Raw genomic sequence first — 19,465 nt, 5'->3', positions numbered from 1 at the left:
GATATTGTCAATATATATAGGTGCCTATATAATAGCGCAAAAAGGAACTATCCATGACATTTAATTTGAATGAACATACTGGTGTCTTGATTAAAAAGGCAGCTCGCTTGTTTGAACGTGTTTCAAATCTCAACCTTGAAGAACTTGGTGTGACCTATAGTCAGACTATTTTTCTGGTTCGCTTGTGGGAGCGGGACGGCCAAACGCAAATGGAACTCACAAAAAGTGCGGGACTGAAACAACCTACCGTAGTAGGTATACTTGATAAGATGGAAAGAGACCAGCTTATCACACGTGTTCGAAGTGAACAGGACAAACGTTGCTATCATTTTTTTCTTACTGAAAAAGCGAAACATGCTTGTCGCGAATTAGAAAAGCAGGGGATATTGATGCAGAATTTGTCTGCGGGTAATTTACCCAATAAAGAAGTTAGCAAGTTAAATGAGAATCTATTATCAATTATAGAAAACCTAGAGCGTTTTATTGAAAAAATTCAGGGGTAGACTTGATGGCCCCATGTTCAGTCACCTGAAATGTAGAAGCAAATTGATCCATCACCAAATCTACATCACGATAAACCATAAATGAAGAATGTGGTGTAGGAACAGGATGATTGTAATTTGCTACAGGCCCTATACAAACTAGATTTTCATGTACCTTTCCGTATGTATCGATCACTTGATAATGATCCGTTAAATGGATGCCACCATAAGGCTTAGTGCTTATTAATCCGGTTTGTGCCAACTTGTCTAATAACATGGGCTTGACACTATTGGGATCTGGTTTGTAACGATATCCAGTTGCATCAATAAGAGTTGCAGCATGCAAGACTTCGCCTGATGTAAATAATAATTGGAATCTGTGATTTACTTCATCATAGCTTACAGAAGCCAAGCTATGATGCTCAATAATTCTATTTTTCTCATAGAGATGGAGCATGATTCTAGCATTCACTGGTGTGATACCAGTCAAATAAGCCATTAAAAGAGAATAGAAGTATTTTAGAAATTGTTCTTTGCCTTCAACATTCAAGCTTTGCCACATGTGAGTATAACAACCACTAAAATAAAAAGTTTTAATAAATGCTCGTAGCTCATCAATATTACCCAGTATGGGATTGTTTTCTGGCAGATGATCAAATTTATTCATTTGATAACGTAAAGTCTCAAGAGCACCAGGGGAATGGGTAGGAGTAATAGGATTTTTAGCATCATTTTGATAAGCATTCCAAAATAATGTTTTTGCTTCGGAAAAGGTTAAACTGTCAGGAAAGCGTTTTTGTAGACTATTTGATAATTCCTGTTGTTTCGTAGTGTCACAACTATCTGTATTGCCTTTGGTTGTTAATATATTAGGATTTCGCGTGACACTGTGTATTTTTCCTGAGTACTGCTTTTTCATAGTTAACCAAAGTGCGGCATCAACAAATGCTGCCTGACCACCAATGATATAAACATCATCTGCTAAATCCCATGCATCTGGATTTCCTGTTGTGTTTTCAAAACGGAGAAAACCTGGTTGATTCTCGACAGTATGAAAAAAAGGATTTGTTAAATGTCCAGTTGTTATAAAAAGTCTATCAGCGATATAATTTTGATCCATGCATGCTATCTGATAATTCCCTTCTTTTAGTGGACAAATATCTGAGATTGGCAAAAAAATTTCTTTGACTGTTATCCCTAGTGATTTAACCAGTGTTTTATGTTTTTCATATTGAGCGCGTAAATAATGACCCACTACAGCACGAGGAATATATTGTTTGTCTCTATGTGGATAATGATCTTGGAGCAACTCTGGATTAGCATCTATCCATTCTGTTAGGCTATCTGTAGTAGAAGTAAATTTGAAACCATCAGCTGGATTATTTAAAGTCCAGAATTCTGGGCTATCAATAGAATAAGCAAATCCTGTAGCAAGGTATTGTGGATTTTGTTCAAAGATTAAGATAGTAATGTCATCGTCAGAATATTTCATTGTTGCAAGCAAGTGACTTAAACGGCAAAAAATAGCATTTCCGCAGAGTCCCATTCCCGCAATAGCAATTACTTTTGGCATTATATCAAGACAATTGTTGGATCAGAGGAAAATTCTAGGGTTTAACCTCGATACTGTCAATTTGTAGATTTCTTATCTTTAAATGACAACAGATTGATCGATCCACATCCTTAATTTAGAGCTAAATCGTCCCTGACGGCAAAGAGTTTTGACGGCCTTTGTAGTGATGCTTTTAATTAAGCGATATTCCCCCAGTACTGCATGTATAGACCAACATTGGTTAATAATTGTATAGTCTATTATTCTTCAGTTTCACTGGTGTAAAATTGAAAGTGTCTTTTAAATAGGAGTCCTTAATGCAGGATGCAATAACGATTGAGAACAATTGGCGCTCTCGTGGCTTTAGTTTTGAGCTTTGGGAAGATCCCCCAGGTCAAATTTGGAAGGATTTTAAGCATGAAACGGATGAGTTATTCATGTTGCTTGAAGGTGAAGTCATTTTAACCGTGGGCAATAAAACGTTAAAACCTGCTATTGGAGGTATTGATTTCAGGAGGAGTAGATCATACGGTTCAAACCAGTTCCACCACAGGAAGTCCTTGGTATTATGGTTACAAAATAAGAAGGTAAGGGAATGACACAAAAGAAAATATCACTAGAAAATGATGCTGTTCTGCAATTCATTGTTGATGAATTAATATCTTTACATCATTGCCATACAATTATTTTATATGGCTCGCGCGCACGAGGAGACTTCACAGTAACCAGTGATTATGATTGCAGGGATTAGGGAAAAAGGAGATAAGCAACGAATTGCACGCTTTGATGAAGCACATCAAGTTTATCATGATATTTTTGTTTATCCCGAGAATGCTTTTGATTCAATTTCTGATGAACATTTATGTATGTCAGATGGCATCGTTGTTCTTGAAAAAGCTCATTTTGGCACAGAGTTATTAAAAAAACTCTCTGCTTTTTTAATATTGCCTGAGTCCCTCCCTCCTGATGAAATTACAGCACGTAGAGTGTGGTATCAAAAAATGCTGGCAAGGGCGTATACTAGAGATTTAGAAGGAAAATATCGCCATATTTGGTCAATCTTCACAATTCTAGAGGATTATTTTGTATTCAAAGAATTGCGTTATCAAGGTCCAAAAAAGCATTCAAGTATTTAGAAACACACGATCCAGAGACTTTATCATTATTTGATGAGGCCATAACGAATATCGATAATTTGGATGCCTTAAATAGGCTAATTACAAGAGTTATAAAGATAGACAAAACGTAGGATAATTATGCCAGAATTAGATATTGAAATTATCAAAGATAATCCAGAGTACTTTCTTGTGAAAAGGCATCTATTATTTTTATTTAGAGTGCCTAGTAATGAAATTTAATATTTATATTAAAATTTTGACTGCGTTCTTTGTGATTTTTTTAATTCTTGTTTTGGCATTTTTTAAATATTTAAAGTCAGTTGAGACAAAGATAGTTGTTAATGCTGGAAAAACGACCTCGCAAGGGCTTTTAATTAGTTTAGAAAAAGAGTTAATTAATAACCCGAAATCAAACTGGGATGCGATAATAAAGAAGAAAACAGATAATGTTATTCATCTTATAGCAATCGACAGTCTAAAACTCACCCTGGTGCAGAATAATCAATTAAATAATGATGAAATCATTTTTTTATCAGGTACAACCTATCAATTTCTAAACGAGGTCATTGTAGAACATACTGCGTATAAAAAAATTGGTAATACCCCATATGCATTAGCTTACAATTTTTCAGATCCTGGCGAAATTATTTTTAATTATATGAATCCTGTTTTAAAACAAGTCGTTCAACATTTATTATCAAAATCAAAAAATACCTGGAGTAATGAACTATTACATTTAGAAAAAATATATGGTTTCCCTCTTCATGTTTATAAAACTAAAAGTAAATACTTACCAGGTAATATAATTAATTCTTTATCAACAAAGCGTCTAGTATTTGAAACAAATAAAAACTCGTCACAAATTGTTATTCTCTATTATCGTTTTAGTGGTGGAATACTCAAAATTGGCCCACTAAGCTATCTGCCAGTTATGGCAAGAATCAGTGATGTTATGTATTATTTTATAGGAACTTTCTTTTTTATATCCCTTTGTCTTATTGCCTTATTTTCATTGCTTTTTGTTAGAAATATGAAAAAGGTGTATCAGATAACTAAAAATTTCAGTCAAGGGAACTTTGATTTTCATCGGAAAATAGGTACTACCTCTGTTTTGTATGGGCTGTATAGAAATATCATCCAAATGGGTGAGCAATTAAAAGAACTGATTGAATCACATAAACAATTGTGCCGGTTTGTCGCGCATGAAATTAGGACCCCTTTGTCAACCATACAAATGGCGACGGATAGTATCAAAAGGAAAAACGCTGAAGATGCATTGCTCAATAAACAGATAAACAGCATACAAGAAGATATTGCAGACATAAATCGCATCGTCAGCACTTTTTTGATTTACTCAAAAATGCATTCAAACGAATTGAAATTAAAACAGTCTGAGACCGATATAATAGTATGGTTAAGAAAGTTATTAGAGTCTTATTCTTCCTCAACATTTGAAATTACATTTTATTCTAATGAGTTAAATTCTTTGAAAGCATACATAGATGAAAATATTTTAAAACACGCTGTTACCAATTTGATTACAAATGCCATGAAATTTGCAGAGCACACTATTTCTTTAACCATTTCGCTGGATAATAGTCATATTTTACTTCACGTAGACGATGATGGCCCAGGCTTGCCGGAGGAGGGTGCGGATGACATTTTTTCTGAATATACAATTGCTGAAGACGCAGGAATTGGAGATAAACATATTGGGTTAGGATTAGCTATTGTTAAAAAAGTTGTTAATCTCCACGGAGGAAAGGTCATGGCTACACAATCACCGATATTAAAAGGTGCTCGATTCACCATAGTACTTCCAATATATTCTTAACGATTAAGATTTTAGTTTTGGAAGTTGGTCCTCAACTGTAGTATCTTTTGAAGTATCCATCTCTTGTTTCATCCCAACCAGTGCGTCGATAACCGCTGTTAACTGGAGTTTTGCATTTTCAAAACGTTTAGGGATAAATTCATCTTCCTCACCATCAATCGCTTCTCCAGTTCCAATGCCTTTTTCAAGAGCGCTGATAACCACACTAAGCTCTGATTCAAACGCCGATAATAGTTCATTACTCCCCGTTGCAGATTGCAAGATTCCATGCAATTTTTCCACTGCATCTTCAGGAATATAAAGAGTGCCCTCACTGCATTTGCTATATTCACGTTTCGCAATAGGTAATGAAAGTAGTTCATCAGCCTTGTGTTGACTCATCTGAAATATTTGTCTAACAGATTGTTTTAGTTCTATGGGAGTTGGTGGCGAATTGCTAGATTTCAAAGATGCGAGAAGCTTATCACTAGCAGTTACTCTTCCATCTTTGCTATGTTCTTGCGCTGTCTCGATAGGAGTCTGTCCTTTTTCATTTCGCACTTCAAGACTAGCACCACACTCTAATAACTTTTTAATGAGATGTAACAGCTCTTTTCTATAATTATAAAAATTCTGTACCGCATAGTGCAAAGCCGTCATGCCTTTTTTATCAGCACTATTAATATCAGCGCCATGTTTTAATAATAAAGCAATGACGCTATCATTACTTGGGTTACCAATAAGGACTTTTCCACAACTTACCATTGCCAGGTTTAACAAAGCTTTATTAGCTAGAATTGACTCTAGCAAGTCTTCATGACCTTTAAATACAGAAGGTTCTTTTAAACCTAAGAGAAGTTCTAGTACATCTCTATCTGTCAGTTGTTCTATAGGGTCCGCCCGACCTAAGATATCACGGACATGTGTTAAATAATTTTCTTGTTCTTTACCTAATATTTGATTTTCCTGTTCAACAAACTTTGCAACATCTTCTCCTTCAAATCGCAATTCTGGAAAACCCTCAATTTTCTTTAAATCTTGAATGTTTAGAATATCTCGATTTAAAGCGATTTTTGCTATCAGTTCATCGGCTCCGTCTTTACCTAGAATTGCACGGGCATATTCTATGGTGTTAACTTTTAGTTCTTTAGCTGTTTGTGTTGAGGCAAATAAAGATTTTCGAACGGCAACTTGATATTCACCATGATGAAAAATAACACTGTTTCCAGCCTTCCAAATATTTCCTGCCATCGATGTGATAGGGGATGCCGGCGAAAGGGATCGGAAGCCGGTCTGTACATCTTGCGCATTCCATGGTCCAGTTCCACCAAACGTGATTTCTGGATGTTTCACTGATACTCTTTCTAAAAATGTTTTTTCCTGTGAGTTTGCTGCAGCATTAAGTTGATTGTCTGTATTACAACCTTCTAAAGTCACAAAAACTTCACCATGATGTGCGGGCAATGCTCGTTTAAAACCATGTAATAAATTATCAAAATTATCATCATATAACTGCTCACTTGGGCCATGGCAATTACCCATACCATATTCGCCACCACCAGCATGGCCCATAATAAATAATTTTGGGTTCTTCTCAAATATATTGTCTAGTTCTTTCGGTAAGTCTCGTTTGAGTTCATCCAAACTACTATAGATTTTTGGGGATTTATCACACTGATCGAAAAAATAATACTTCAAATCAGAGCCTTCTAAATAGACGCCAATTGGAACAAATTGCTTGAACCGTTGTTTTAAGTGAGGATTTATCACCACACCTCTCTGATTTTCAGGCAGTGGATGATCTGGATCTGGTTTATATATTAAGATTTCTATTGCAGCGTCTTTCATGACTCATCTCGACTATTACTTAAAATAATAGGTTGATTTTATCAAAAACACTCGGCTCAAATGTATATATATTGTACAAACGTTCTAAAATGATACTTTTGTCGAGGGCAAATGATTATAGATTTGCGATATATTTGGTGAAGCTTTCATAACTGGACGAAAAATCTCAAGATCGAGGCAAAAGAATTTTTTACTATTTTTCATAAGTCTTACATAAGATCGGTGGCTGTGATCTGTATTTATTCCCAAGCCGCTGATACAAATATATATCCTTTTTTATGGATTGTTTTTATACGATAGGGCTTTTTATTATTATCATTCAATGCTTTTCTTAAACGTGATATTTTTAAATCGATACCTCTATCAACCCCATCATATTCATGCCCAGAAAGAGCATACATAATGCTATCTCGACTCAGCAACCTATCATGGTTCTTAACCAACAAAGCAAGCATTTCAAAGTCACTGGTGCTTATTGAAATTTCTTCATCAAAGAGATGAACACTCTTAGTACTAAAATTGATAGAAAAATTGCCAAATTGAAATTGATTTTGATTATTAACTAAATTGGGTCGACGTAACAATGCCTCTATTCTTGCTTTCAAAACCTCATCTGCAACAGGTTTAGTTAAGTAGTCATCTGCTCCTAAATTTAAAGAGGATACTTCATTTTCAATATCATTAATTGCTGTTAGCATGAGTATTTTCCCCAAATACTCATCTCTAATGGTATGGCATATTTGATCTCCATTCATGCCAGGAAGCATTATATCTAATATGACTAGGCAAGGTTGCTCACGAATGATGCGATAGACCGCTCTATCACCACGTTTTTCAATAGAAACATCATAACCTGCTTCTTGTAAGCTTTCTTTGAGGTAATTGGCTAACTTAACGTTATCTTCTACAAGCAATATTGATTTATCTTTCATTCGTTCTGTCTAAGCCTCTTTAAATAAGAAAACTCTCTAAACAAATTTAGTCTGAATTGATTTTTAAGTTCAGTGTTACATAGATATCAGTAGGTAAGCAAACACACGGCGCATCCGTACATTTTATATACAATTGATCTGTTTTAACTCGATATAATGATAGCTAATGGGCGAATCTGTGGAGATAAATTATGAGCGCTTATGTTAAAAATTTTGATGAACATAAAGAAATCAAGTCTTCACGTGACATTTGCAAATCATTAAAACCTGTTCCCACAGCATATATGGACAATAAACATTGTGAGCATTGCTATCCCGAAAAACGTTCTCATTTTCGAAGAAAATTTTTTAATTTATTCCATTATTTTATATTCAATCCATTTATCTATCTTTTATCTAAACTCTTTCTCCTATCAGAGCATGATTTTTTACGATTCAATAACCTATTAAATCAGTTGGTCATTAATATTTTTCAAAAACTAAAACTATATACCAAGACTCAGACCATTGATAGGAAACAATTCAATAACAGTGTCCTTGCATTTTGGGATGAAGCACAAAAAAGAGGGCTAGAGCTGTATAATTTTAAGGAATCTAACTTGCATACTCTGTATTTTAAGTTGGTCTACAATAAGAAAAAATATTATTTCATACAGACTCCAATCTCTCTTATTTCTCAAAAAAATACACGCTTTGATGAGGATACTAAATATGATAATAAATGGATCTTCAAGAAAAAATTATTAGATAGCCAAATTCCCTGCCCCTTAGGGAGGGTTTTTATTTCCAGCAAAAAAGCCTACAACTATGGCATTTCATTGGGATTTCCTCTTGTGGTTAAGCCATTATCTGAATCTCTAAGTATTCACACTTCATGTACTATTCAAACTCCAAATGAATTAAAAGAAGCGATAAACATAGTAAAGCAAGTTGATTTTCGCGTGCTGGTTGAAAAACACATACCTGGGGATGTTTATCGGTCATTAATTATTAATGATTCATTAATCGCTTGTGTGAGGCGACAACCTGAGAGCATTGTTGGCGATGGTGTCACTATACTTCAAGAGTTAATTGATAAAAAAAATAAAGTTACGTGGAAAGAAGGTCATGGTAAATATCCATATAAAATTACTCCAAATAGCAACTTGATAAACATTTTGTCAGCCCAGGGAGTTGCTCTTAATACGGTAATAAACAAGGGACAACAAATCTTTATTGCAAAAAAAGTTACTATGAGTAGTGGTGCAAAAATCAGTGATGTTACCGATCTGATACATCCTGAGAACAAACTATTATTGGAAAAAGCACATAAAATCCTCAATATACCGCTTACGGGTCTTGATTTTATTTGTCAGGACATTTCTCTTCCATGGCATAAGCAACAATTTGGAATTATTGAAAATAATAGCTTCCCTTACATTGAATTACATCTCAATCCGTCTGATGGGAAAGGAATTAATGTAGCAGGTAAAATTTGGGACTATGTACTCGATGTTTTAAGTCAAAAAAACGAGTAACCCAATAAATGTACAATTTATATACAATTGGGTTTTTTTAACTCGGTATAATAACAGATAAGTAAATCTTTATTCGGATGAAACCATTATGAACTTGCACTGGAGTATTCTCATGAAAAAAGACAAAGAAAAGCATCAGCCTGTCCTTGAATCCATAACGGCAGATGAACCCAAAACCTCTTCTATAGCATTAGCTTTACAACAATTTAGAAAGGAAGCAGAAAAAAAAGAGGCTGCTGAGGAAGGTGCAAAAGTACGCTGTCCGACTTGTTTTAAAGAAATCGCACCTAAGCGCCTTTGTTCCGGACATGGCGCAGGTGGTAGCGGAGGTGATAGTGCCACCTCTGATAAGAAGACATCTGAGGAAAAAGCGAGTCCTGGTGAAGATAAATTCCTAACTAAATCAGGCAAAGTAGTTGGGTCTGAAGATGAATTGGTAGGAGTGTTTGGTTCAGAAGAACTTGATTTAGAGTCTGGTTTTGACCCAGAAATAATTGAAAAATTAATTGCTGATGGGAAATTGTTGGTTGATAGTGATCGTGAATCAATGACTCTTAAGCTTGAATTACAATGTGATCCTAATGAATTAACTCCAAAGCAACGACATGAATTAAAAAAATTCATGGAAGCGATTATAAACGAATTCAGTGAATTTAAAGAAGAAAATCATCTTTCTGATGATTGCATACAAATCCTTCAGGATGAGGAGGGAAACATACATTCTCTTCGCATTACCATGCCCACATTAGCTTTATACGATGCATTTATCCAACAGCTAGCAAATAATTTAGTACCCGTACCCAGTCCGAAAGCACAAGAAAGAGATGAGGTAACAAAAGAGCAAAGCTTTGCTCCAAATCCACTTTCGAGGGAACCCAGGCCGTCTAATAAAGATCAATCCTCCACACAAGAAGCTAATGAGATACATACTAAATCTGAAGATGGGGAACAAGAAATTTTTAACCCATCTCCTTTTAATATGAAGCCGTGGTAATAAAGAGCAGGGGTTTATTGATTATTGAAAAGAACTATTCAAGATCCCCTTTCGTATCCAATAATACGATTACGTAATTGGGAAATACCATTTATGCTTTCTCCAAGACGGAGCCCTTAAGTCTTGGCACAAGAGCGTTGAGGTCATTGGTTGTAGTGTTGATGCTCTTCAGTGGGGCGTCGATTTATAACTGATATTTATTTTTCTGGTTTTCCTATTTATCTGATTGAATGGTGTAGCTTTTTAGGCTATGATTGAAGCTTAGTTGGCTTCAAAATAAAAATCATGTTTGATACTTCAATATTGTTTTCTGAATATCGGCGGCGTGTGCTGGCACTTTTATTGCTTCATCCTGATGAGCGTTATCATGTCCGAGAGATTGCGCGGTTAACGAATACCACAGCGGGTACACTTCATCGAGAACTATCCAAACTTGCTAAATCCAAAGTACTTCTGCGCGAGCAGAGTGGTAATCAAGTTTATTACCAAGCAAATCGAAATTTTCCTATTTATATGGAGCTTACAAGCATTTTAAAGAAAACGTCTGGTTTGGTGGATGTGTTGTTTGATTTTTTAACTCCATTAGCTGAAAAAATTGAAGTGGCTTTTTTTTTGTTCGGTGGCCAAAGGAACTGAAAACCTTGGAAGTGATATTGATGTGCTTATTATTGGTGAGGTTGACTTTACAGAAGCAGTTGAGGCTCTTTATGCTGCTCAAGCTAGTTTAGGGCGAGAAATTAATCCCAAAATATATTCCAGGGAACAATGGAAGGCATCTTTACAAAAACAAGATCTTTTCATTCAGGAGGTTTTAAATAATCCCAAGCTATTTATTATGGGAGCTGAACATGACCTTGGATAATTTAATTGGCATCAGCCTGGAACAAATGGATGTGTATCAATCCGATGAGGTGCAGGATTCATTTGATGGTGTTAAGCCAAGCATTAATGGGTTTTATGCAATAAAAAAAGAACCTCCATTTTTGTCTGTCCCTACCCATGGAGTTGCGATGGTCGCTGTAGTAAGTGGAGCTATTTTTCTTGAGGACTGTGTTTGAACAGGCATTGGCTTTAAGATTAAAATGCCCGCATAGGGAAAACCCATCAATTAATGCTTTTTTGCAGCATTTATTTTGAACTAAAACGAGTAAACTAACATGGAAATAAGAACCGTAGCCTTTGAATCCGATTTAATTATTACCCTGGAAGGCAATCAGAAGGTAGTTATTACTCCCTTTAAGACTCTTGAGCCTGGCAACTTTAAGTTGGGTATTGAGGCTCCTAAAAATATATCCATTAACAGACAGGAAATCCATTTAAGAAAACAAGAACAATTAAAGAAATATGAGGGTTAGGGAAGACTGGTGCTATTTTCGTAATCTGCTGCATCGCAAAGAGGTGAAAAAAATTATTCAATAGGTAGAAAGTAGATTGAATTAAAAGGAGGTTCCTCTATATTGATATGATGGTGATCGTGTTAATGGGTATTTTTGAGCATTAATTGGGAACAAGAAAAGGCCATTCTAATATGTCAGTCAAAATCACACTGTATCGTTGGGAAGGACAATATGGGGCTTTCAAAATCAAAGTCCCTTGTGGTGAATGTTCGCTCACCAAGGATATTATCTTGGATGCGATTGCAACGGATTTAAAAGACATTCCTGTCGAATTGGACATTCATGCCTGGCTTAATGAGTGGTGGAAGCCGTTATTGAAAGGGGCGTGGCATGCCCCTATTGTACTGGTTGAGGGTAAAGTGATTAGCCAAGGCCATGCTCTGAATCGTGGGGTGTTAACTCAAGCGGTGATTGAGGCCCATGCAAAACAAACCACATTAACGGGGAATCATATTTTTGGTAAACCCCATTGCATCCACTGCCAGCATGCCAAACAGTATTTCGAAGAAGCCAAACTTTCTTATGAATTTCACGATGTGGTAAAAAATCCAAGGGATTTGTATGAGATGCTGGCACGGGTTAAGCCCATTGTTGGTGCAAAAACACCGATAACTGTTCCTCAAATATGGCTTGATAGTCAATACGTTGGAGGAGCTGAGGAATTAAGTGCCATTCTTGGGCGAGAGGTTGAGCCTAATCCTGAGCGAGGGATTTGCTCTCTTACCGCAAAAGGCCATGAGAAAAATTAAACCACTGATTAAATCAGTTCAACGTCTTCTGCTTGCAAAGACAATGTGATTAAAGATACCAAAGACTGGAGAAAAAGTAATTATTTTCTTGTGCTGATTATTATTGCACCGCCTAAGATAATCATAGTTCCATGTGAATTAGTCATGATGATTCTCCTTAGGCTCCAATGTGGTGAAAAGAAGGGCAGAGGTTATTCGGTCGATGCTGTTTACACGGATGCAGTAAGTGCTGCAATGCCACCTTTAATCGCCTTAACTCTTCAATTGGTGGATATCATTATTCTGGGGATTTTCCAGCAAGATTTTTATGAATTTACTGTAACTCCAAACGGAACAAACAGTGTTTTCCCATCGATTTGCACTTGGGCGAACATTTTAATAAATCCTACTTTGTTAGGTTTTATATGAAATAGCAATTCAGGTCCTCCTCGTTCCGTATTATTTGTAGGCTCCTTGCCCATTGGATGAACATGAGTTACTGTTTTAAAGTCCTCATTAAAACCAACGATGTGGGCATAAGCACCCATAATGGGCTCTAAGGTATGAACTGGGTTTTCCTTTGCATCGGTGATGTCAATTTTGCCCATGACTGCTTGACCGACGTGCAATGGTGTTTTATCAAAAGACAATTTAAAATGGTAGCCATCAACACTACTTTCAAATAATGGTTGTCGATGAATAGGATTTTCCAATTTCTTTTTTGTCTTTGGGAAAGGTAAATCGGCAACTACATATTCTTGGGTTTTTGTATTAGTCGGTATAAGATCAGCCCATGCTCGATAGGAGGCACTCTTAAGCGTAGGCTGCCATTCAAATTGATAGATGCCTGGTATCGTTGTTTCGACTGGATGGACATGACTATAGTCAAGGAGGCTATCATCGATAATCAACAAATGAATCTTTTGTGTATGTGCTTCAATAAGATCGTTTAAGGTGATTGGTTTATTGTTTTTTGTGTCAATTAATTTGATGAACACCAGTTTCTTGTCCTTTTTATCCATTATCTCTTGAATAGATAATTGCAAGGTATTTTTTGATTTCAAAGAATGTGTTGCTTGATTGTTCATCATGCGCTGATTAGGCTTTTCCGAGAAAGCAGTGGGATGATATAAGTTAATGAATATCAAGCTCATTAGGGTGATGGCAAATTTCTTCACAATATTTTTGTCTCCAAGAAAACCAATTGGTTATAAAATAATTTCTTATAGTCCTATTCTGTAAGCTATTTATTTTGATCAGCATATAGAATGATATCATGATTGTCCTTTTAAGACAGGCATTAAATATAAGTAAAGGTATCTTAAATGTTTATTAGGAGCGTCATCGATGTAATTGATTGGGATGACGAAATTGATGTGATATGTGTCAATTAATAGTTTAATATTTCAAAAAACCAGCTCAAATTTTGAATCGGTTTAGGATACGAAAAAAGTGAGCTAAAAACAATTCAACTATCATTCAATTAATTCAAAACAAAGGGACAAAATTTTCTTTTGCACGCTAAATCTTTTTAGGTTTTTTTGAGGACACATCAAGACATTTTAATTGGGTTTCTCAAAGGTTATTCTTAGCTAACTGTCTGTCAAAGCAGAGAACACTTTGTTTTGACTTATCCATACCAAAGAGTCTATATTGTAATTATTTCCCTTTAAAATCAAGGATAGAAATCATCATGAAACAAAGTCATTGGATGGTTTTGGCGTGTTGTTTTATTCTTACTGCATGCATGAGCAGTGGCACGAGCAGTAAGAATACTAAGAGTCTGGAAGAACATGTCGCTCAAGGCCATGTTGGTCATGGTGGCGGTGGTGGTCGCTAACACTAAAATCTTTTACTCAATCCTAAAGGTTAACATGAGCGCTCACTCTATTAAATAAGAACTATTTGGGCACTAAAAATTGGGATAAAATGATGCGCACCACATCATAATGGATGGCGAATGCAAAGGATGGCTGTTATGGCAGAACAGTGGCACGAAAAATCACCTGCAGATATGGCATTGTTGTTTGAAACTGACTTATCTTTAGGACTATCTGAGAAAGAAGCACAACAGCGGTTAAAAGAAGTGGGACTCAACCTGCTGAGTCAACAGAAAAAAACGTCTCCTTTCCTCATTTTTTTGCAACAATTTGCAAGTGTGGTCACCTGGGTGCTTTTAGGTGCTGTTGTTGTGTCTTTTTTGTTGGATGAAAAAGCCGATGCCATTGCCATTTTGGCCATTGTCATTTTAAATGCCATCATTGGATTTGTTTTAGAATATCGTGCCGATCGCGCCATGCTTGCTCTTCAACAAATGGCCGCTCCTAAAGCCACCGTGTTGCGAGATGGCCGCGTGAGGGTGATAGCTGCTTCTGATATCGTACCAGGAGATATTCTTCTATTTGAAAGCGGTGATTTAATCGCTTCCGATGCTCGCCTTTTTGAATTATCAGCGCTTAAAGTCAATGAAGCACCACTCACCGGAGAATCGATACCAGTCGCTAAAAACCTAGAGATTTGTGCTAAAGAAACGCCTCTAGCCGATCGTAAAAACATGGTGTTTATGGGCACCTCTATAGCCGATGGCACAGGTCGCGCGCTTGTCGTGGCGACTGGTATGCAAACGGAAATGGGGCACATTGCCAAAATGCTGGGTGAAGCATCTCGTGATGAAACGCCTTTGCAGAAAAAACTCAATCAAGTGGGTTCTCGTCTATTGTGGCTTTGCTTTTTCATTATCATTGCCATTTTTGGCTTAGGTCTCTTACGTAACATCCCTATCTTCAGTTTGTTCATGAGTTCAGTCAGTCTTGCAGTGGCTGCAATTCCTGAAGGATTACCTGCTGTAGTCACAGTGGCTTTAGCGCTTGGCGTGCAGCGTATGGTACGGCGTGCCGTACTGGTAAGGCGATTATCGGCGGTTGAAACACTCGGCTGTTTACAAGTCATTTGCACCGATAAAACAGGAACGTTGACGGTAGGGGAAATGACGGCGCGTAAGCTTGTGACAGCAAGTGATGTTTATAGCATTCAGGGAGAGGGTTATAACCTGACAGGGGGATTTTCACTACAAGGCCAGGAAATTAATGTGTCTGATGACACGTTGTTGCAAGCTACCTTACGAGCAATGACAGTTTGTAATAACGCAGAATTTAGCGAGCAAAATGGACAGACGACAACCGTGGGAGACCCAACTGAAGTGGCTCTTTTGGTTGCTGCAGCCAAAGGAGGCGTTTGGCAAGGGGAACTGCGATCCTCTTATCCTCGCATCAAAGAGTTACCCTTTAGTTCCGAACGCAAACGCATGACGGTTGTGTGTCGACAAGACCATCAAAACATCGCTTTTGTTAAGGGAGCACCCGAACTCATTTTGGAGCGCTGCACCTATATTTTGACCAAAACAGGCATTAAAAAATTAACACCTAATGATAAAGCGCGCATGAAACAATCCTGCGAACTCATGGCCAGCGAAGCATTAAGACTGTTAGCTTTTGCTGAGCGTCAAATAGAGCCTATAGCTTTAGAAAAAGAAGAGGAAGAGATTGAAAATAACCTGGTTTTCTTAGGTCTTATTGGTCTTCAGGACCCCCCTCATGCGAGTAGCAAGGAATCCATCAGTCGCTGTAAAAAGGCTGGCATTAAACCAGTGATGATTACAGGAGACCATCCTGATACAGCAAAAGCCATTGCCAAAGAGCTTGGCATTTTGGAGGCAGGGGATCGATTGCTCACTGGCAACGAACTTGAAAACATGTCAGAGGAGGAGTTTAACCATTGCGTCAAAGACATTGCTGTTTATGCTCGTGTGACTGCGGAGCATAAATTAAAAATCGTACGGGCCTGGAAAAAACAACAAATGGTGGTGGCGATGACAGGCGATGGGGTGAATGATGCACCTGCTTTAAAAGAAGCATCTGTGGGGATTGCGATGGGAAAAACAGGCACTGCAGTTACCAAGGAAGCCTCTGACATCATTGTCATGGACAATAATTTCACCTCGATTGTGGCGGGCATTGAAGAAGGCCGGACTATTTACGATAACATTGCCAAAACACTTGGCTTTTTATTAGCAGGCAATAGTGGGGAGTTACTGGTTGTGTTTGTAGCCCTTTTAATTGGTTGGCCATTGCCGTTGCTTCCTATCCAATTATTATGGATTAACTTAGTAACCGATGGTTTACCGGCCATTGGCTTAGCTACCGATATGTCAGAGCCAGGGATTTTGAATCGTCCCCCCAGAGCCACGCAAAAATCCATGATGGATATGGCGTTTTTCAAACGAGTAACCTTTGTGGGTTGTTTAACGGCTTTAGTCACTCTTGGTGTGTTTGCTTATGAATATTTAATCGATAAGGATTTAGTCCAAGCCCAGGATGCGGCGTTTTCTGTCTTAGTAACCGCCGAACTTTTACGGGCCTTTGGAGCACGAAGCGACACGAAGAACATCTGGCAAGTAGGATTGTTTTCCAATTTAAGACTCTTTTTTATTGTGAGCATCAGTTTTTCCCTGCAGGTCTTGATTCATCATATCCCGGCGCTGCGCGAATTATTTGGCATTGAACCGGTCTCACTCACTCAGTGCGTTGTTTGGATTCTATTAGGCATGGTGCCTTTGTTAGTGATAGAAGCTCAGAAGCGGCTAAGGAAGGCACCAAATGAAGCATTTTAGTGTTAAAAAAATGATTTGGACTATTCTCTTAGGTTTTTCATGTTTTACAGGACCAGTATCTTATGCCAAGATACCGCCTGCTTTATCGCAGCTAATCAATGAGGCCACGCAAAACAATCCTCAAATTCGTGCGGCACGCGACCGACTGCTGGCAGCAATCCATGTGATTCCACAAGCGCGTGCGTTACCTGATCCCAAGTTGAATGCAGGGTACATCAACATGTCTGAGAATATCCCTATGGATGTGGATCCAAGGCGAGAGCAAATGTTGGGTGGCCAACAAGAAATTCCTTTTCCTGGTAAACTCATTGTGCGAGGAAGGATAGCAACGCTAGAGGCCAAAAGAGCGGAAGCAGAATATCAAGCCACTAGTTTCGCCGTTATTGCTGAATTAAAACGGCTTTATTACGACCTTTATTTTGTCAATAAATCCATTGAAATCGTACAAAGAAACCAAGAGCTTCTTCATGAAATGGAAAAGAGTTCCGAAGCCAATTACAGTGTGGGGAAAACACCACAACAAGATATTTATCGTGCCCAAACTGAGATTTCTCGTCTGCTGATGCGTTTAGTCATCTTAAAGCAACAACGGGGATCCCTGCAGGCGGGTATCAATCGCCTTTTAAATCGTTCTTTAGAAATTACAATCCATACACCAGCAGTGCTCCCTGTAACGCCAATGTGTCATAATTTAGAGTATTTTTATACGCTCGTTAAGAGCCGAGCGCCGCAATTAATCATGCAGCAACGTGCTGTTCAAAAAGGACGGCAAGCCATCCGCTTAAGTAAAATGGAGTATTTCCCGGATGTGGAAATCGAAGGGGGACGACTTCATGATACGGGAATGCACACCAAAGGCTATCAAGTCTTGTTAAAAGCAACCGTGCCTCTTTATTTCATGCAAAAGCAAAATCATGCCGTGCGCGAATCACTTGCGCGGTATAATGCGGATATTGAGGATTTGCAGACCACCTATCGTATGCTTTCTTTTCAAGTGAAAAATGCTTATTTGTTGGCAGAGCGCTCTGCAAAACTCATTCATCTGATTCAACATACCATCATTCCACAAGCCAGCTTAACATTTACTTCATCGCAAGCCACCTACGGCGTGGGCAAAGTGGATTTCTTAACGATGCTGAATAATTTATTGACGCTGCAAGAAAATGAATTGGAATGGCACGGTGAACTCGCTGAACATGAAAAAGCGATAGCACAAATCGAAGAAAGCACAGGGACGTTCTTATGAATTTTAAGATGATAATCAAGGGTGTGGTTATCTTGAGTTTACTTTCGTTGTTGCAGGTAACTCAGGCGCAACAGGCCATGGATAATCATGACAAGATGGACATGAAACAGTCCACTCAAGGAAATGAGATTGTGATTGATCCGGCTCGTTTACAAGCCATTGGCATTACGTCAGAGCCGGTGCGTCGCCAAGTGGTTGAAAAAATAATCCGTACCGTGGGGCGTGTTGAAGCCGATGAGCGGCGTGTTGCCCATATTCATGTGCGCTTTGATGGGTGGATTGAGAACTTATTCATTAATTTTACTGGAGAAAAAGTCAAAGCAGACCAAGCTCTTTTCACCGTTTACAGTCCTGAATTGGTCGCCACCCAGCAAGAATATTTGCTCGCCCTTAATGCCCAAAAAATATTAAGCAAAAATACGACATCGAGTGCGGCTCGTGGTGCGCAGTCTGCTTTTCAAGCAGCCCACCAAAGGTTGTTGCTGTGGGGGATTTCCGAAAAAGACATTGAGCAATTAAGACGTACGGGCAAAATCACTCGGACGATGACGATTCATTCCCCCATCCAAGGTACGGTGCTTAAAAAAATGGCGCTGGTGGGCATGCGCATTGAGCCAGGAGATGAACTCTATACCATTGCTGATTTATCACGCTTGTGGGTTTTAGGGGACATTTACGAATATGAGCTTCCTTATATTCGTCTTGGTCAAATGGCTGATTTGACCCTTACCTACTTGCCCAATGAATTATTTAAGGCCAAGCTTGATTTTATCTACCCTACGATTGACATGAAAACACGTACAGCCAAGGTTCGCTTTGAAGTGGACAACCAGAAGGAGCAATTAAAACCGGGCATGTATGTGAATCTGGAACTCAAAGTACCTTTGGGTGAACGTCTTGTGGTCCCTAAAAATGCTGTTCTACTCACAGGTGAGCGCGCAGTGGTGTTTATTTACCATGGTAATGGCAAAATTGAATGGCGGGACGTGACCTTAGGGGTTAGGGCAGGGGATTTGCTTGAGATAATCAAAGGGGTTAAAGAGGGCGATCAAATTATTACGTCTGCCAATTTCCTCATTGACTCAGAGAGCCAGTTGAAAGCGGCCATGGGAGGCATGCAACATCAATAGATTTTCTTTCTGAACCGCTATAATGGGAAAGAAGCTCTA

19 protein-coding genes are annotated in these 19,465 nt (G+C 38.1%); 15 read left to right on the top strand and 4 right to left on the bottom strand.

What is annotated here, in order from left to right; translation table 11 throughout:
• Positions 1 to 53: 53 nt before the first annotated feature.
• Positions 54 to 503: a MarR family winged helix-turn-helix transcriptional regulator gene (locus tag IZU94_RS01620; RefSeq protein ID WP_021460551.1), complete on the top strand. Its 450-nt coding sequence runs from the start codon at positions 54 to 56 to the stop codon at positions 501 to 503.
• Here IZU94_RS01620 and IZU94_RS01615 read toward each other — a convergent pair.
• Positions 481 to 2,055 (bottom strand): FAD/NAD(P)-binding protein, encoded by a 1,575-nt coding sequence (locus tag IZU94_RS01615; RefSeq protein WP_021582645.1) that lies wholly within the window; start codon positions 2,053 to 2,055, stop codon positions 481 to 483. The two genes, IZU94_RS01620 and IZU94_RS01615, sit on opposite strands and share 23 nt — an antisense overlap.
• A gap of 296 nt (positions 2,056 to 2,351) precedes the next feature.
• Between IZU94_RS01615 and IZU94_RS01610 the strand changes: the two genes are divergently transcribed.
• From IZU94_RS01610 to IZU94_RS01600, 3 genes are all read left to right on the top strand, one after another.
• A complete protein-coding gene (locus IZU94_RS01610; RefSeq protein ID WP_021460548.1) occupies positions 2,352 to 2,633 on the top strand; it encodes a cupin domain-containing protein in 282 nt (93 codons plus the stop codon).
• A 135-nt stretch (positions 2,634 to 2,768) separates the two neighbouring features.
• Positions 2,769 to 3,170, top strand: coding sequence for a hypothetical protein (locus tag IZU94_RS18090; protein ID WP_021582646.1), 402 nt, complete (start codon positions 2,769 to 2,771; stop codon positions 3,168 to 3,170).
• A gap of 211 nt (positions 3,171 to 3,381) precedes the next feature.
• Positions 3,382 to 4,986 carry a sensor histidine kinase gene (locus IZU94_RS01600; protein ID WP_021582647.1) on the top strand — a complete coding sequence of 535 codons (1,605 nt, stop codon included), beginning with the start codon at positions 3,382 to 3,384 and terminating at the stop codon, positions 4,984 to 4,986.
• Between the two features lie 3 nt (positions 4,987 to 4,989).
• Here IZU94_RS01600 and IZU94_RS01595 read toward each other — a convergent pair whose 3' ends face one another.
• Positions 4,990 to 6,813, bottom strand: a complete 1,824-nt coding sequence (locus IZU94_RS01595) for an ankyrin repeat domain-containing protein (RefSeq protein WP_203107474.1) — start codon at positions 6,811 to 6,813, stop codon at positions 4,990 to 4,992.
• A gap of 239 nt (positions 6,814 to 7,052) precedes the next feature.
• Positions 7,053 to 7,745: a response regulator gene (locus IZU94_RS01590; protein ID WP_203107472.1), complete on the bottom strand. Its 693-nt coding sequence runs from the start codon at positions 7,743 to 7,745 to the stop codon at positions 7,053 to 7,055.
• 191 nt (positions 7,746 to 7,936) lie between these two features.
• Here IZU94_RS01590 and IZU94_RS01585 point away from each other — a divergent pair, with 191 nt between their 5' ends.
• The 7 genes from IZU94_RS01585 (at position 7,937) to IZU94_RS01560 (ending at position 12,402) form a co-directional block, all read left to right on the top strand.
• Complete coding sequence (locus IZU94_RS01585) at positions 7,937 to 9,262, top strand: hypothetical protein (protein ID WP_021582648.1); 1,326 nt, start codon at positions 7,937 to 7,939, stop codon at positions 9,260 to 9,262.
• Positions 9,263 to 9,374: 112 nt separating this feature from the next.
• Positions 9,375 to 10,256 (top strand): hypothetical protein, encoded by an 882-nt coding sequence (locus IZU94_RS01580; protein WP_021582649.1) that lies wholly within the window; start codon positions 9,375 to 9,377, stop codon positions 10,254 to 10,256.
• 285 nt (positions 10,257 to 10,541) lie between these two features.
• Positions 10,542 to 10,892 carry a winged helix-turn-helix domain-containing protein gene (locus IZU94_RS18085; protein WP_021460536.1) on the top strand — a complete coding sequence of 117 codons (351 nt, stop codon included), beginning with the start codon at positions 10,542 to 10,544 and terminating at the stop codon, positions 10,890 to 10,892.
• Positions 10,876 to 11,118 carry a nucleotidyltransferase domain-containing protein gene (locus IZU94_RS18080; RefSeq protein ID WP_021460535.1) on the top strand — a complete coding sequence of 81 codons (243 nt, stop codon included), beginning with the start codon at positions 10,876 to 10,878 and terminating at the stop codon, positions 11,116 to 11,118. The genes IZU94_RS18085 and IZU94_RS18080 overlap by 17 nt, the downstream gene beginning before the upstream one ends.
• A complete protein-coding gene (locus tag IZU94_RS01570; RefSeq protein ID WP_029345383.1) occupies positions 11,105 to 11,314 on the top strand; it encodes a hypothetical protein in 210 nt (69 codons plus the stop codon). Before IZU94_RS18080 ends, IZU94_RS01570 begins: the two co-directional genes overlap by 14 nt.
• A gap of 99 nt (positions 11,315 to 11,413) precedes the next feature.
• Positions 11,414 to 11,611 carry a carbon storage regulator gene (locus tag IZU94_RS01565; RefSeq protein WP_021460533.1) on the top strand — a complete coding sequence of 66 codons (198 nt, stop codon included), beginning with the start codon at positions 11,414 to 11,416 and terminating at the stop codon, positions 11,609 to 11,611.
• 173 nt (positions 11,612 to 11,784) lie between these two features.
• Positions 11,785 to 12,402: a glutaredoxin family protein gene (locus IZU94_RS01560; protein WP_021460532.1), complete on the top strand. Its 618-nt coding sequence runs from the start codon at positions 11,785 to 11,787 to the stop codon at positions 12,400 to 12,402.
• Positions 12,403 to 12,707: 305 nt separating this feature from the next.
• Here IZU94_RS01560 and IZU94_RS01555 read toward each other — a convergent pair whose 3' ends face one another.
• Positions 12,708 to 13,559, bottom strand: a complete 852-nt coding sequence (locus IZU94_RS01555; protein ID WP_021582650.1) for a DUF8832 domain-containing protein — start codon at positions 13,557 to 13,559, stop codon at positions 12,708 to 12,710.
• A 515-nt stretch (positions 13,560 to 14,074) separates the two neighbouring features.
• Here IZU94_RS01555 and IZU94_RS01550 point away from each other — a divergent pair.
• The 4 genes from IZU94_RS01550 to IZU94_RS01535 all read left to right on the top strand — a co-directional run bounded on the left by IZU94_RS01550 (position 14,075) and on the right by IZU94_RS01535 (position 19,426).
• The gene (locus IZU94_RS01550) at positions 14,075 to 14,221 is read left to right on the top strand and encodes a hypothetical protein (protein WP_021460531.1); all 147 of its coding nucleotides are present in this window, start codon (positions 14,075 to 14,077) and stop codon (positions 14,219 to 14,221) included.
• Between the two features lie 138 nt (positions 14,222 to 14,359).
• Positions 14,360 to 17,050 carry a cation-translocating P-type ATPase gene (locus tag IZU94_RS01545; protein ID WP_031301740.1) on the top strand — a complete coding sequence of 897 codons (2,691 nt, stop codon included), beginning with the start codon at positions 14,360 to 14,362 and terminating at the stop codon, positions 17,048 to 17,050.
• Positions 17,037 to 18,296, top strand: a complete 1,260-nt coding sequence (locus IZU94_RS01540; protein ID WP_021460529.1) for a TolC family protein — start codon at positions 17,037 to 17,039, stop codon at positions 18,294 to 18,296. The genes IZU94_RS01545 and IZU94_RS01540 overlap by 14 nt, the downstream gene beginning before the upstream one ends.
• Positions 18,293 to 19,426, top strand: a complete 1,134-nt coding sequence (locus IZU94_RS01535; RefSeq protein ID WP_021460528.1) for an efflux RND transporter periplasmic adaptor subunit — start codon at positions 18,293 to 18,295, stop codon at positions 19,424 to 19,426. The genes IZU94_RS01540 and IZU94_RS01535 overlap by 4 nt, the downstream gene beginning before the upstream one ends.
• Positions 19,427 to 19,465: the final 39 nt, after the last annotated feature.

It is taken from the genome of Legionella bononiensis (assembly GCF_016786215.1).
GTDB lineage: Bacteria > Pseudomonadota > Gammaproteobacteria > Legionellales > Legionellaceae > Legionella > Legionella bononiensis.
The sequence above is the reverse complement of the archived record's forward strand: the minus strand, read 5'-3'. Positions and strand labels throughout refer to the sequence as shown.

Excerpts from the sequence above, each read along its gene's own strand:
- IZU94_RS01620 (WP_021460551.1), top strand. The coding sequence starts at position 54 with ATGACATTTAATTTGAATGAACATACTGGTGTCTTGATTAAAAAGGCA.
- IZU94_RS01615 (WP_021582645.1), bottom strand. The coding sequence starts at position 2,055 with ATGCCAAAAGTAATTGCTATTGCGGGAATGGGACTCTGCGGAAATGCT.
- IZU94_RS01610 (WP_021460548.1), top strand. The coding sequence starts at position 2,352 with ATGCAGGATGCAATAACGATTGAGAACAATTGGCGCTCTCGTGGCTTT.
- IZU94_RS18090 (WP_021582646.1), top strand. The coding sequence starts at position 2,769 with ATGATTGCAGGGATTAGGGAAAAAGGAGATAAGCAACGAATTGCACGC.
- IZU94_RS01600 (WP_021582647.1), top strand. The coding sequence starts at position 3,382 with ATGAAATTTAATATTTATATTAAAATTTTGACTGCGTTCTTTGTGATT.
- IZU94_RS01595 (WP_203107474.1), bottom strand. The coding sequence starts at position 6,813 with ATGAAAGACGCTGCAATAGAAATCTTAATATATAAACCAGATCCAGAT.
- IZU94_RS01590 (WP_203107472.1), bottom strand. The coding sequence starts at position 7,745 with ATGAAAGATAAATCAATATTGCTTGTAGAAGATAACGTTAAGTTAGCC.
- IZU94_RS01585 (WP_021582648.1), top strand. The coding sequence starts at position 7,937 with ATGAGCGCTTATGTTAAAAATTTTGATGAACATAAAGAAATCAAGTCT.
- IZU94_RS01580 (WP_021582649.1), top strand. The coding sequence starts at position 9,375 with ATGAAAAAAGACAAAGAAAAGCATCAGCCTGTCCTTGAATCCATAACG.
- IZU94_RS18085 (WP_021460536.1), top strand. The coding sequence starts at position 10,542 with ATGTTTGATACTTCAATATTGTTTTCTGAATATCGGCGGCGTGTGCTG.
- IZU94_RS01570 (WP_029345383.1), top strand. The coding sequence starts at position 11,105 with ATGACCTTGGATAATTTAATTGGCATCAGCCTGGAACAAATGGATGTG.
- IZU94_RS01565 (WP_021460533.1), top strand. The coding sequence starts at position 11,414 with ATGGAAATAAGAACCGTAGCCTTTGAATCCGATTTAATTATTACCCTG.
- IZU94_RS01560 (WP_021460532.1), top strand. The coding sequence starts at position 11,785 with ATGTCAGTCAAAATCACACTGTATCGTTGGGAAGGACAATATGGGGCT.
- IZU94_RS01550 (WP_021460531.1), top strand. The coding sequence starts at position 14,075 with ATGAAACAAAGTCATTGGATGGTTTTGGCGTGTTGTTTTATTCTTACT.
- IZU94_RS01545 (WP_031301740.1), top strand. The coding sequence starts at position 14,360 with ATGGCAGAACAGTGGCACGAAAAATCACCTGCAGATATGGCATTGTTG.
- IZU94_RS01540 (WP_021460529.1), top strand. The coding sequence starts at position 17,037 with ATGAAGCATTTTAGTGTTAAAAAAATGATTTGGACTATTCTCTTAGGT.
- IZU94_RS01535 (WP_021460528.1), top strand. The coding sequence starts at position 18,293 with ATGAATTTTAAGATGATAATCAAGGGTGTGGTTATCTTGAGTTTACTT.